The organism is Bacillus sp. SRI_025, assembly GCF_057592095.1.
The window spans coordinates 461,492-474,726 of record NZ_JBYEGB010000001.1 but is presented as its reverse complement, the minus strand read 5'-3'; the positions used below and the strand labels follow the sequence as shown (position 1 = coordinate 474,726).

Genomic DNA, 13,235 nt, shown 5'->3' with positions numbered 1-13,235 from the left:
AAGGATGGAACTGAGACATTTGCAGTATTTTGTCACAGTAGCGGAGGAGCTGCATTTCGGCAGAGCAGCCGCACGGTTGAATATGACACAGCCTCCACTTAGTCAGCAAATTAAGCAGTTTGAGGAAGAATTGGGTTTTCCTTTATTTCACCGATCGAAACGGGTGGTGGAGCTAACAGCTGCTGGAAAGGTCTTTTTACATGAGATTCGGGGAGTGCTGCAACAGCTTGATAAAGCGGTTGATCATGCCCGTCACACAGCAAGAGGAGAGCTGGGGAAAATCATCATAGGTTTTGTTGGAACGGCGACGTATGATATTCTGCCGCCCGTTGTACGTGAATTCAGGGAGCTGTATCCCTCTGTCAGTATCGAGCTGCAGCAGCTTTCTGTTCCGCAGCAGCTAGAGGCACTTTTAAATGGTGAGATTGATATCGGTTTTTTACATCCTACAGCGCCGCATGAAGAACTAGTCAGTCGTTTGATGAAGCAAAGTGAATGTATTTTTGCGATTCCAAAAAATCATCGATTGGCTCAACAAGAGACTGTCACGATTGAAGATATCCGTCATGAACCGATTATTTCTTTATCACAGGAATCGTGGCCATCCCTTTATCAGCACTTTGTCCTGCTATGTGAAAAGTACGGATTTTCTCCAAATATCGTGCAGGAAGCGGCGGAATATCAAATGATCATTGGCCTTGTCACAGCAGGGATCGGTATTGCAGTGATTCCAAAATCAGCCCGGCGTTTATTTAATCTGGATGTTGTTTATCGAGCCATTGAGGGTGAACAGCTTCTGGCGGAATGGACGATTTCCTATAGACGGGAAAATCATAATCCCGCTTTATTTCATCTTGTCCACCATATCCTGCATCGCACCGAGCTGGAATAAGAGGTATAGGGAACGGGTTATGGTATGATGTCGTTACATTAAAAGGAGGCGTACCTGAATTGATTACATTGCAAATGGATCAGCTGTCACGAAAAGAGGCATATAAATTATTATCTGGATCTATCGTTCCAAGACCAATTGCGTTTATTACAAGTCTATCTAAAGAAAATGTCGTCAATGCCGCACCATTTAGTTTCTTTAATGTCATCAGCGGACACCCGCCGCTCATTGCCGTTTCTATCGGACGACGTGATGGTCAGATGAAAGATACTGCGCAGCATATCATCGATAGGGAAGAGTTTGTCGTTCATGTGAGTGATGAAGACATGATAGAAGATATTAATGAAACAGCTGCTACATTGCCTGTTGAAGAGAGTGAGCTGGAACGAACCGGTCTTCATCAAGTAGAGAGTCATGTCATTTCAGTGCCGGGAATCAAGGAAGCGCGCATTCGTTTTGAATGTCAGCTGGAAAAGCATCTCACCTTTCAAAATGATGAAGGGGAGATCACGGTCGATCATATCATTGGCCGGGTTGTATGTGCACATTTAGATGAGGGTGTTTATGATCTAGAAAAAGGCTATGTTTCTACTAATGAACTGAAACCAGTCGCGCGCCTAGCAGGTAATGATTATGCCCATTTAGGCACGTCATTTGTGCTGAAAAGACCACAGTAATCAAAAAACCCCCGAGTGATGCTCGGGGGTTTTTTGATTACTTTTTGTTCGAATTTTAAGAAATAACCGGTTGAATTGCTGAAATAATAATGATAAACCAGTTCAATACATTATTTCTATATATAAACATTAAGCAATACTCTGAAATTTTCCGTTGAATAAAAGGATATATTTCTCCATACTGTATCATCCTGAGTAAGATCATGTAGATGCAGTGAAAATGTTGATTTTAACAGCAACGACAGATAAATACAATACTATAACAAACATCATACCATGAGATATAATGAAAATGATTTATAATAAATTAAGATTTTAATGACTCAAAGAGAGGCGAATCTAATAATGAAAATTATAAATCTGTTATAATACTTATAGTATTATAGAATAGTCTAAATAGAACAAATTTAGATTAAATAGACTTTATAAGATAAATATGTAAATTCGGGGTTTTATTTAATATATATATATGGTATTATAAATTTTGGTATTGATGGTAATCAAAATTTATAGAGAAGGTGTTGTAAAAGTTGAAAAAATCAAGTTTATTTTCAGTAGTAATGTTAGTATTATTTTCTTTTGTGATGGTTGTCCCGACATTTGCTAAAACTAATCAATATAGTTTTACGATGGAAAAAAGAGCTGTGAATGGATCAGATTTAGGGAAATATTATACTCTAAGTAAAGGATCAGCTAAAATTTCAGGAAGTCAATGGCAATCTAAAAAATTACCTAATGCAAAGGGACCTAATTTAGTATATTATGAACTAAGAAACAAGACAACCGGCAATATGTTTGGTACAGTTACTTCTAGGCCTAATGCGAATGGGAGTAGTAATAAAGTCTCTGGTACATTTAAAGGTCTTGGTGGAGGAAATAAATATTATTTGTTTATATATAAAATAGAAATAGATGGAAGGCATTTGAAAGGTTCTGGGAAAGTATATAATTAATAAAACAGAAGAGAATTTATTTATAAATTCTCTTCTGTTTTATTTACTTAGGAGAGCTATACATTATGATTATATTTTTTGAAGGCTGGATACTCTATAGTTTTTTATTTATATATATAGTTTTTGCTGCATTACTCAAATTTAAGTATAATAAAAGTTATACATATCTATTGTTCTTTTCAATTATGACCTTTTATGTATATCATGTTATAAACTTAACTCAATTCCCAATTACTATTGATGACACTCAAAGAGAAAATTTTAAAGAAGTATTCGGTGAAAAAAATAATGTTTTAGTAGAAATGAATTTAATTCCTTTTAGTGAAGGTGTTAGTTTAGCCAGTCTTTATAATGTATTCATGACGATACCTTTAGGTTTTGGTTTACCATTTCTAATTAAGGCAACATTTAAAAAGATATTTTCAGTAGGTTTGTTAGTTGGCATACTATTTGAAAGTTTTCAATTGATTGTTGGATTATATGCGGGTTATTCCTTTAGAGTGGTAGATATCGATGATATAATTTATAACCTTTTAGGCACAATAATTGGATATGTATTCGTGTTTAAACTATTTATATTGTTTTTCAAACTAATATTGAGTAAATTTGAAATAGATTTCAATCCAATTATTAGTCATATTTATGAAGCAGGCCAGCCATTAAAAAATAAGGCTGTAGATAAATAGAAAACCCCCGAGGGAAATCGGGGGTTTTCTGTTTATTTCTTCTGTTCTAGTTTCAGTGGAGCTGCGATGTTCTTTTGTACTTTTTTCCCTTTTAATACGTCGTTTGCAGCACCGACTGCCAGTTGACCGATCAGCTCTGGCTGCTGTGCAACTGTTGCAGAGAGTTTTCCTGCTTTGATTGAGCTGAGTGCATCTTCGTTCCCATCAAAGCCAACGACAAGAATGTCTTTCCCAGAGCTTTGAATCGCCTCTAGCGCGCCAAGTGCCATTTCATCATTGTGGGCAAAAACGGCTTTGATGTCAGGGTTTCCTTGAAGGAGGTTTTCCATGACATTCAGTCCTTTTGTCCGGTCGAAGTCAGCAGCTTGTTTCGCTGTCACTTTTAAGTCTTTATCTGCTATTTTATGGAATCCTTTACCACGCTCACGTGTAGCGGAAGCGCCTGGTACGCCTTCTAATTCAGCGACTTTTGCTCCTTTGCCGAGCTTGTCGATGATAAAGTTAGCTGCCATTTCTCCGCCTTTGACGTTATCTGAGGCGACAAGTGCTTCTACCTTTCCACTTTCGGCTGAGCGGTCTAATGTGATGACAGGTATATCAGAAGCGTTCGCTGATTCGACAGCGGTTGATATGGCAGATGAATCAGCTGGGTTGATGAGCAATGCGTCGACACCTTGCTGAATTAAATCTTCTACATCACTTGTTTGTTTAGCTGAATCATTTTGTGCATCTGCAATCACGACGTCAATGCCTAGCTTTTTCGCTTCTTTTGTCACACCGTTTTTCAAAGAAACGAAGAATGGGTTATTTAATGTCGAGATTGACAGCCCGATTTTGATGTCTTTTTTCTTGCCATCCTTTGATGACTTGGCCCACTCAGGTGGTTCAAGTGAGCAGGCAGAAAGCATGAACAATGAGAGAGTCAGGATGAGAATAAGATATTTTTTCATAGCAGCTGCCTCCTTAAGCAGATTTCTTTCTGTCTAGCAGGACTGCAATCAAGATGACAATCCCTTTCACAACAGATTGATAGAATGATGAAACACCAAGTAAGTTCATACCATTGTTCAGGACACCGATAATGAGTACCCCGATGAGTGTGCCGACAATTCGTCCTCTTCCGCCGGACAGGCTTGTCCCGCCAAGTACGACGGCAGCAATGGCGTCAAGCTCATAGGACGTACCAGCTGTTGGCTGTGCAGAATTCAGACGAGATGTTAAGATCGCACCTGCTAAGGCAGACATGAAGCCTGCTAATGAATAGATCATAATTTTCACGCGCGGTACTTTGATGCCTGAGATGAGAGCCGCTTTTTCATTCCCACCGATCGCATATGTTCTTCTGCCGAAAGGTGTTTTATGAAGCAGTACCCAAAGGACGATAAAGGTGAGAAGCATCGTGATCGCTGGAACAGGAATGCCTAAGAAATATCCGCGGCCGAATAACTGAAAGGCATAGTTAGAGCCAAGCCCAGTAATCGGGTTTCCATCTGTATAAACGAGTGTCAAACCTCTGAAAATCGTCATTGTCGCAAGTGTTGCGATAAACGGAGCCATTTTTCCTTTTGTGATTAAAAGACCGTTGATCATCCCAAGAACTGCACCGATGATACAGCCGACGATAATGGCTAAAATCGGGTCCATGCCAGAAACGATAAAGCCGGCAGTCAGGGCACTGGACAGTGCAAGTATGGCTCCGACTGATAAATCAATGCCTCCAGTTAAAATAACAAACGTCATCCCAAAGGCTATGAGGGCATTAATGGAGATTTGTCTCAGTAAGTTTAAGATGTTTAAAGGTTCTAAAAAGGCCGGGTTTAAAATAGAAACAATGGCGACAAGGATGATGAGTCCTAAGAATGGCCCAAGCTTTTGCATGATGTTATCAAATCGTCCATTTGAAGTAAGTGGTTTCATGTTACTTCCCTCCTGTAGCTAGTGTCATAATTCGTTCCTGTGTTGCTTCTGTTTTGTCTAATTCTCCGCTGATGGTTCCTTCATGAATGACGAGTACTCGATCGCTCATCCCGAGTATCTCTGGGAGTTCAGAGGAGACCATTAAAATGGCAACGCCTCGATCAGTCAGTTCATTCATTAACTGATAGATTTCTCGTTTCGCTCCGACGTCGACACCTCGTGTCGGTTCATCTAAAATCAAGACCTTTGGCTGTATGCCGATCCATTTGGCGATGACGACTTTTTGCTGATTTCCACCAGACAGGCTTCGGGCAGAAATATCAGAGGAAGCCGTTTTAATCGTCAGTCGTTTGATGAGCAGGTCGACAAAATCCTGTTCATTTTTCTTATCAATCAGTCCCTTTGGAGAGAAGCTTTTTAAGTTTGGCAGACCGATGTTTTCTCGGATGGATGCATCAAGCATGAGCCCTTCATCCTTGCGATCTTCTGTGATAAAGCCGATACCGAGCTTGACAGCATCACTTGGTTTTTTAATAACAGCCTTTTTTCCGTGAACCCAGATTTCTCCTTGGTCAAGAGGATCAAGGCCAAAGAGTGATCGCATCATTTCGGTCCGGCCAGCCCCCATTAAGCCTGCAACACCGACGATTTCTCCAGCTTTAACTGAGAAACTGATATCTTGAAATTGTCCTTTTTTCGTTGCTTGTTTCACCTCGAGGATAATATCTCCTGTAGAAGGCGTACGCTCAGGATATCGATCTGTCAATTCACGGCCGACCATTTTTTTGACGACTTCATGGAAATTCGTTTCAGGTATGGCTTTCGTATCGACCGTTTTCCCATCACGCATGATCGTAATCCGGTCACAGATTGCAAAGATTTCCTCCATACGGTGAGAAATATAGACGATGGAAACGCCTTCTTTTTTGAGAGATTCAATGACCTGGAAGAGCTTTTCAATTTCACGTTCCGTTAGAGCTGCTGTCGGCTCATCCATGATGATGACTTTCGCATCGGTCATTAATGCCTTTGCAATCTCAATCATTTGTTTTTGTCCAACAGAACAGCTTCCTGCCTCTTGATCAAGCGAGAGATTCACAGACAACCGGTCCAGCTGCTTTTGCGCGAGGACCTTCATTTTCTTTGTGTCTAGCAGCCCGAGCTTCGTATAGATTTCTTTCCCGATGAAGAGGTTCTCCAGGACGGTCATATCCGGCCATATATTGAGCTCCTGATGAATGAAGGCAATGCCGTGCTGTTCCGCTTCTTTTGGATTTTTGAAAGCGGTTTCTTTTCCGTCGATTTGTATCGTTCCTTGATCTAAAGAATAAAGACCTGTAAGCAGGTTCATTAAAGTTGATTTTCCCGCACCATTTTCACCCATGAGTGCGTGGACTTCGCCTGTGACGAGGTCAAAGGAGACCCCGGAGAGAACGGTGTTTTTCCCAAAAGCCTTATGGATGTTATGCATCTCTATGTTCATATCTGGCTCCTCCTTTTAAAAGATGACACCGGCATGAAGAATGCAGTTTGCGTATGGGGTGGCTTCACCCGTTCGAATGACTGCTTTTGCCTGTTTGGTCATGTCTTTGAACGTCTCGTGGTCTACTTCATGTAATGGTTTTGAGAACGCTTTCTTAAGAAATAAATGATCTCGTTCATTGGCCTCTTTGATTTCACTAGCCACAGTCATGTTTTCAACAGCCATTTCCTGAAGAAGGAGGGAGGTGACCTCCTGAAAGGACGGTGTGCCGATTGATAATGCCAGATCGATTTTGACTGGACCTTCTGGAATAGGGAGACCGCAGTCTGCGATGACGATTGTATCTGTATGGCCAAGGTCAGCAAGCACCTTGGCGATATGGCTGTTTAGGATGCCGTTTTTTTTCATTTCTTTTTCTCCAATTCTTCTCTTGTTGGCATGCCGCCTTGTGCGCCAAACTTTGTGACAGATATTGATGCTGCAAGGTTGGCAAAGGCAAGTGCGTCATAGAGGGATTTGCCTTCTGTTAGGGCGACAGCTAAGGCTCCGTTAAAGGTATCGCCAGCTCCTGTTGTATCGACTGCTTCTACAGGTACACCTGGAACTAATACTTCTTTCGATCCATCAAAATATCGAACCCCATTTTTCCCTTCTGTGACTAGTAATTTGTTAGGGTATTGACGCAAGGCATCTTCAATTGGCAGACCATCGAACATAAGAACAGCTTCGTGTTCATTCGGTGTAATGTAAGCAGCCTGTTTTAAAACCTGCTGCGATACTTTGCGGGCTGGTGCAGGGTTTAAAATCACAGGGATTTCTTTTTCACTGCAAATGGCACAGACCGCTTCGACCGTTTCTTCAGGTATTTCCTGCTGGATAAGAACCATCCCGATATCATCAATTGTAGAAAGAGCATCATTTACATAGTCAGGAGTGACCTCATTATTTGCCCCTTTGACCACGACAATGCTGTTATCACCTTCTGCTAAAATGATATGAGCTGTGCCGCTCTCCATTTCGGTAACCGGTTTCACATGTGAGATGCGGACACCTTGTGCTTGTAAATTACTGAGAATTTCCTGACCATAAGCGTCATCACCAACTCGGCCGACCATATATACATCTGCACCGAGTCTGGCACTTGCGACTGCTTGATTGGCACCTTTTCCGCCTGGGACCGTTTTAAACGATTCGCCTAAAACCGTTTCCCCGGCATTTGGCCGTTTATCTGATGTGACGACTAAATCCATTGAACAGCTTCCTACTACAACAATATGACTCATTGTGAATCCACCTTTCTTGTGGTCTCTCGTTCAATAAAAGAGACGGGCATTTGAATAACTGGCTGATCTATCGGTTGTTTCTGAATCGCTTTGATTAACAGCTGTGCCGCTTCTTTCCCCATCTCATAGGCGGGCTGCCTAATGGTCGATAAGGAAGGGAAAAGCAGCTCGCTTTGCGGAATATCATCAAATCCAATGATTTGAACGTCTCCTGGAATGGCTTTTCCGATACGAAGCGCTTCATGGATGACCGCTGTTGCGACGATGTCATTGCTGGCAATGATCCCATCTGTTTCAGGGTACAGCTGGAAGAGGGCTTTGGCGCTTTTTCGGGCTTCTTGAAAGGAAAAGGAAGCATTAGACATCACATGAAAGTCGACACCTGTATCCGTGAGAACATCGAGTGCGCCCTTGAATCGCTGCCGAGCTGTTTGTAGATGGGCAGGTCCTTTTAGCAGTGTGATCTGCCGGCTGCCGCGTCTAATTAATTCCATTGCGGCCATTTTCCCGCCAGCTCCAGCATCTGCAAAAACAGAAGGTGCATGTGGAACGGTTCGATCTAAAAACACAACAGGTAAATCATCATCGTTGTATATATCTGATTCAGGTTCATTTGTGACTGCGATGACACCGACCACTTGATTTTGTTTAAAGGTTTGTAAGTAGGCCATTTCCTTCTCTCGATCCTCATCACTGTTCCCGAATAATAACCGAAAACCGTGCGCATGAATCTCATCCTCAACACCTCTAGCCAGCTGAGGAAAGAAGGGGTTTGTGATATCAGGCAAGATTAAGCCGATTAAGCGTGATTCTCTTTTGAAAAGGGATCTAGCCACTTCATTGGGAAAGTAGTTCAACTCCTGCATCGCTTGTGTCACACGGGTTTTCGTATCTGAATGGACATATCCAGTATCATTGAGCACGCGTGAAACAGTGGCAACAGATACTTGTGCAGCTTTTGCAACATCTTTAATGGTAGCCAATGGAGAGCCTCCCTTCATGAATGTGTAACCGTTTACACACATAGATTATCATGAAAGAATCAAAATGACAATCTAAAAAAAATAAAAAAAGAAAAGAAAGATGACTTCTTCCTTTTCTTAACTAATAATACCTGTTTGTGTAATGTTCACTTTCACTTTTGGAATGATTTTCACCTTCGGATAATCGGTGACCCAGTTCATTTTCATATACTCATCATAGTGTCTTACCCGGTATTTTCTGCCAAGGCTGAGAACGTCAGAATTTGCTTCTTGCAGGGCTGCAATCACTTTTTCGGCTTCTTTTGTGAAAATAGCTGATAGCCTTTTATTTAACATTTCAATTTTTTTATCTGTATCTAAATTGTCTTTCGGGTATTCAAGAACAGAGGTGGTGAATTCAAACTCAAGAGAAAAGGTTAAGTTTCGGTGGTCAGGATTGACGATTTTAATGTCTCTCTTTGAATCGGTTACTTGAACGGTGATGTAATTGTTCTCTTTTAATTTCATATCACTACTTACTTTTTTCGTGAAGTTTGCATAACTGCCCATTTTTCCATCCATAATGGTGAGCAGAATGGCATCCTGGGCATAGAGTTCACCTTTCTTTTTTTCATTATCAAATAAGGCAACCCCCTTCACACTCGTTAACTTTTTTGACTTATCGTAGTAGAGTAACGGCAGTGTAAAATCCTCACCGGTTTGCAGCATTTTGGACCTGATGTTTTGAATGTTCTTAGGTGAAACTTGTGAGGAGCGTGATGCAGAAGTGATCAGGTTATTTAAATAGTCGCTCACAATCAGTTTTTCCTTGAGCAGAGAATTGATCAAGTCCACACAGCTCCCGCCTTGCACCACCGCCAAGTTTGCGAGTAAAGGGCTTTTCGGATCACGATAAAACATATCTAAGTAAGGGAGCAGCCGGTTTTGGGCAAATTCATCACCGATCAGCAGCACACGCATTTTCGACATATCAATTTTTTGGTCTACACTACGGCTAAAGTTGCTTCTTGCTTTTCTTAAAGTAGGCGCCTCGGTTGTGAGAACAGTGGTTAAATAACTGCCAGAATTCCCTTGCTGCATACTTTGAGACTGCTGTACCTTTCGATAGGTAATCGAATATCTTGCATTGTCATCCTCTCCTTGATCAACAGCTGAAGTTAAAACGAGAGAGATGTCTTTTAATAGGTTTTGATCCCAGCAGCCAGGCATGAAAATGAGGGAAACGCACATAAGCAGTGTCAACATGTACTTATGATGCATGTGATTTCACCTTCTTTTTGCGATGTTTGATCAAGATAATAACGGCCATCATGATCGGAAGTGTGTAAATAAATGAATATTGTGCAACGGTGGTAAAGTCATTAAAGCGTTGAATTCTAAAGTTATCAGTAGAAAGAAAACAGCTGACAGCATAAATCAAAATGGCAAAATAGTAGACATATTTCTTGTGATTTTTTTTCTTCAAAATACTGGCCACACCATTTGCACAAAAGTACAGATAATTGCTGAGTGTGGCTAAAATGACGAAACCCCAGATACTAAGAAAAATTAAATCAGTCCTTTCGATGACTCCGAAAGTAATGGTTTTTAATAAATACACAACAGGATTTGGAATCAAATCTAGCTCAGCCGGACTGAAAAACATAAAACAAATTAATGTAATAAATAGGTAGTAAAGCGTCGTGCATATATTTGAAATGGTCATCACTTTATATCGTTCCTTAATGGTTCCCTTCATCATCGGAGAGATCATCAGAATCATCTCAAATCCATTCAGTGACAGTACCACATCCTTTAATCCAAGCGGAATTTGAGAAAGATCTGTTTTGAAAAAAGGCAAGAGGTAGTCAATATTGGTGCCTTTTAATGCATAGAACATCAAAAGAGAGAGGAAGAGTATTAAGGGTGTCAAAATAAAATTAAACCTGACAACGGCTGTAATTTTCTCTTTTGCGATATAGATGATGCATATGACCAGTAATAGATTTATGACCCAGTTTGGTGTGAGCGGGAGCACCCAGATGCCAAGAATCCTAGTGAATATAGATAGTACAACAATACAAACGGAGGCAAAATAGAGCGCATAGAGCACGACCAAGGTACGTCCAATCCATTTTCCAAAGACTTCAATCAGCGCATGGAAGAACGATGTCTCAGGATACTTGTAGATGATATAAAGAAAAATCGTATTGATGATTTGGATGAAAAAACACGCTAAAATAATCGCCATCCAGCCATCGTGCCCCATGTCTTTCATCAGCAAATGGGGGAGTGCTAAAATACCGACACCAATTTGAGATTGGACGATAAAACAGACAGCTTGAGGTGGAGAGAGTTTATTTTTCATTTTTCTTTGTCCACCCTCTCAGTTGTTCAACTTGTTTTTTCTTTTGTGGATTTAAATAAACAGGGCGGTTCTTGTACATCCACATTGGGAGTCGAATCACCGTATCTTTTAAATCCTGCCAGTTAAATGGAGCAACAGGTGATAAATATGGCACCCCTAGTGATTCAAGGCGGCATAAATTCATGAGAATGAGAGTGAGTCCGAATGAGATGCCGATAAACCCAAACATTGATGCCATAAGCATGAGCGGGAAACGAAGCATCCTGATGGTGGCTGTCATTTCAAATGACGGAAGTACAAACGAAGCAACAGCGGTCACAGCGACCACAATCACTAGGACATTCGAGATGAGCCCTGCTTGTACAACCGCATCCCCAATGACCAACCCCCCTACGATTCCAATCGTTTGCCCGATTGGTTTAGGCAGACGCACCCCAGCCTCACGTATAAGTTCAATCGTGATCTCCATCAGCATGGCCTCTATCAATGGAGGAAAGGGAATGCCAATAATAGAGTTCTTCATCGTAATAGCTAGTTCATCTGGGACAACCTCATAATGAAACGCAATAACAGCAATATAAAAAGATGGCAAGACAACAGCGATGAAGAAGGCAAGATACCGAAGAATACGAATAAACGTAGCAGGAATCCAGCGGCTGTTATAATCATCTGGTGACTGAAAGAAACTAAAAAAGGTCACGGGAAGAATGATGGCCATAGGACTCCCGTCCATCAGCACTACAATTCGACCTTCAAGAATGGCAGATCTCACCTTATCTGGACGTTCTGTATCAATCAGCTGCGGAAAAATAGAAAATGAATCATCCTCAATTGCCTCAACGATAGAGCCAGGACTTAACAGTGTGTCTACTTTAATAGAAGAAATCCGTCTGTTGACCTCTTCGACCTTTTCTTGATTGGCAATATCAGATATATAAACCGTCGCAAGCTTTGTTTCCGATTTTGTACCGATCTTATGATATTGAATGGCGAGCTTTCGATCATTTAAATGGGAACGCAGTAAGTAGATATTGGTATCAAGACTTTCAACAAATCCATCATGTGCGCCTGCGATAATACTTTCCGAAGAAGGTTCAGAAATAGAGCGCAGCGGAGGCTGTCCAACAGCAAATAGCTTAATTTGTGAGGAGTTTTCATCCAGAAAGGCAATACTTCCTGCAATAATACTGTCTGTGATCAGCGTCAAGTCGCCTGTTTCAAGTGTGCTAAGAGATTTTGTATAATCCTGCTTTCCAGGAGGGCCTAACAAGTTACCGATGATGAAATCATTTAGTTTTCCTTCATCTATTCTTGTTTTAATAAAAAACAGCGCAGATTTCGTTTCATTCACCATTAATTCTCGGTATTCAAAATCGCCGCTTTGCTGAAATGTTTTTTTCAGGATCCGGATTTTTTCCTCAAAGCTTCCTGATAAAAAATGCAGGCGTGTTTGCTCATTGGAGTTTGGCATCTTGAGCCTCCTCTCACAGATTTTTTAACCATAGTGTAAGCGGAGAAGCGAATTTTATTCGTCATCATTGGGGAAAGCATGACATGAGCTGACAACTTTCAACTAAATTCATATTAAAAATGTTAAGAAATGATGAATCTTGATAAAAACAAATGAATAATGTTTCATTGTTTAGGTCATTAGGTGCGAATCTCGTAAAGAGAAGGTACACCGAAATGATCAAAGTTTTACATCTTATCCCAATTTTTTGTGACCTAAAAATAAGCAGATGACTTGATTTTTTTAGAGGTGACCTTTGTCATAGGTCAACACACAGCGATCTGACCAAGGAGAATGACTTTCTAACCTGTTCATTCAAAAATTTAAAACATTCCAAAACACGCACTATTCATTTAAAGCGCTGATATGACTGATGTTATAGAGAATAACGGGCTTTAAAACATTGATTCAAAATACATCTTAATAATTGTCGAAAAATTTAGGGAGAAAAGGACAAAAGATTTTCGGATCATTGATGTTAACGCTTTCTCATGAATTCAGCAG

General features: G+C 40.7%; 13 protein-coding genes. 4 read left to right on the top strand and 9 right to left on the bottom strand.

The window, feature by feature from the left end; translation table 11 throughout:
* Positions 1-4 precede the first annotated feature (4 nt).
* The 4 genes from alsR (at position 5) to AC20OE_RS02400 (ending at position 3,208) form a co-directional block, all read left to right on the top strand.
* On the top strand, positions 5-892 hold the full coding sequence (alsR, locus tag AC20OE_RS02415; protein WP_039181993.1) for an acetoin biosynthesis transcriptional regulator AlsR: 888 nt from the start codon (positions 5-7) through the stop codon (positions 890-892).
* 59 nt (positions 893-951) lie between these two features.
* Positions 952-1,569, top strand: a complete 618-nt coding sequence (locus tag AC20OE_RS02410) for a flavin reductase family protein (RefSeq protein WP_099663735.1) — start codon at positions 952-954, stop codon at positions 1,567-1,569.
* 530 nt (positions 1,570-2,099) lie between these two features.
* Positions 2,100-2,522, top strand: coding sequence for a hypothetical protein (locus tag AC20OE_RS02405; protein ID WP_059376417.1), 423 nt, complete (start codon positions 2,100-2,102; stop codon positions 2,520-2,522).
* A 65-nt stretch (positions 2,523-2,587) separates the two neighbouring features.
* Positions 2,588-3,208: a VanZ family protein gene (locus AC20OE_RS02400; RefSeq protein WP_059376420.1), complete on the top strand. Its 621-nt coding sequence runs from the start codon at positions 2,588-2,590 to the stop codon at positions 3,206-3,208.
* A 32-nt stretch (positions 3,209-3,240) separates the two neighbouring features.
* Here AC20OE_RS02400 and rbsB read toward each other — a convergent pair whose 3' ends face one another.
* The 9 genes from rbsB to AC20OE_RS02355 form a co-directional block, all read right to left on the bottom strand.
* Entirely contained in the window at positions 3,241-4,158 is a 918-nt protein-coding gene (gene rbsB, locus AC20OE_RS02395) for a ribose ABC transporter substrate-binding protein RbsB (protein WP_058838584.1), read from the bottom strand.
* 13 nt (positions 4,159-4,171) lie between these two features.
* Positions 4,172-5,125 (bottom strand): ribose ABC transporter permease RbsC, encoded by a 954-nt coding sequence (gene rbsC / locus AC20OE_RS02390; RefSeq protein WP_039181984.1) that lies wholly within the window; start codon positions 5,123-5,125, stop codon positions 4,172-4,174.
* Position 5,126: 1 nt separating this feature from the next.
* Positions 5,127-6,608, bottom strand: coding sequence for a sugar ABC transporter ATP-binding protein (locus AC20OE_RS02385; RefSeq protein WP_058838585.1), 1,482 nt, complete (start codon positions 6,606-6,608; stop codon positions 5,127-5,129).
* A 15-nt stretch (positions 6,609-6,623) separates the two neighbouring features.
* Entirely contained in the window at positions 6,624-7,016 is a 393-nt protein-coding gene (gene rbsD, locus AC20OE_RS02380) for a D-ribose pyranase (protein ID WP_039181978.1), read from the bottom strand.
* Entirely contained in the window at positions 7,013-7,891 is an 879-nt protein-coding gene (rbsK, locus tag AC20OE_RS02375; RefSeq protein ID WP_487268269.1) for a ribokinase, read from the bottom strand. The genes rbsD and rbsK overlap by 4 nt, the downstream gene beginning before the upstream one ends.
* Positions 7,888-8,874: a LacI family DNA-binding transcriptional regulator gene (locus AC20OE_RS02370; RefSeq protein ID WP_151284871.1), complete on the bottom strand. Its 987-nt coding sequence runs from the start codon at positions 8,872-8,874 to the stop codon at positions 7,888-7,890. The genes rbsK and AC20OE_RS02370 overlap by 4 nt, the downstream gene beginning before the upstream one ends.
* A gap of 117 nt (positions 8,875-8,991) precedes the next feature.
* Positions 8,992-10,134 (bottom strand): Ger(x)C family spore germination protein, encoded by a 1,143-nt coding sequence (locus AC20OE_RS02365; protein WP_126682399.1) that lies wholly within the window; start codon positions 10,132-10,134, stop codon positions 8,992-8,994.
* Positions 10,124-11,221 carry a GerAB/ArcD/ProY family transporter gene (locus AC20OE_RS02360; protein ID WP_126682398.1) on the bottom strand — a complete coding sequence of 366 codons (1,098 nt, stop codon included), beginning with the start codon at positions 11,219-11,221 and terminating at the stop codon, positions 10,124-10,126. Before AC20OE_RS02360 ends, AC20OE_RS02365 begins: the two co-directional genes overlap by 11 nt.
* Positions 11,211-12,692, bottom strand: a complete 1,482-nt coding sequence (locus AC20OE_RS02355) for a spore germination protein (RefSeq protein WP_126682397.1) — start codon at positions 12,690-12,692, stop codon at positions 11,211-11,213. The genes AC20OE_RS02360 and AC20OE_RS02355 overlap by 11 nt, the downstream gene beginning before the upstream one ends.
* Positions 12,693-13,235: the final 543 nt, after the last annotated feature.

Coding starts and splice junctions, on each gene's coding strand:
- AC20OE_RS02360 (WP_126682398.1), bottom strand. CDS start 11,221: ATGAAAAATAAACTCTCTCCACCTCAAGCTGTCTGTTTTATCGTCCAA.
- rbsD (WP_039181978.1), bottom strand. CDS start 7,016: ATGAAAAAAAACGGCATCCTAAACAGCCATATCGCCAAGGTGCTTGCT.
- rbsK (WP_487268269.1), bottom strand. CDS start 7,891: ATGAGTCATATTGTTGTAGTAGGAAGCTGTTCAATGGATTTAGTCGTC.
- alsR (WP_039181993.1), top strand. CDS start 5: ATGGAACTGAGACATTTGCAGTATTTTGTCACAGTAGCGGAGGAGCTG.
- rbsC (WP_039181984.1), bottom strand. CDS start 5,125: ATGAAACCACTTACTTCAAATGGACGATTTGATAACATCATGCAAAAG.
- AC20OE_RS02400 (WP_059376420.1), top strand. CDS start 2,588: ATGATTATATTTTTTGAAGGCTGGATACTCTATAGTTTTTTATTTATA.
- AC20OE_RS02385 (WP_058838585.1), bottom strand. CDS start 6,608: ATGAACATAGAGATGCATAACATCCATAAGGCTTTTGGGAAAAACACC.
- AC20OE_RS02365 (WP_126682399.1), bottom strand. CDS start 10,134: ATGCATCATAAGTACATGTTGACACTGCTTATGTGCGTTTCCCTCATT.
- AC20OE_RS02355 (WP_126682397.1), bottom strand. CDS start 12,692: ATGCCAAACTCCAATGAGCAAACACGCCTGCATTTTTTATCAGGAAGC.
- rbsB (WP_058838584.1), bottom strand. CDS start 4,158: ATGAAAAAATATCTTATTCTCATCCTGACTCTCTCATTGTTCATGCTT.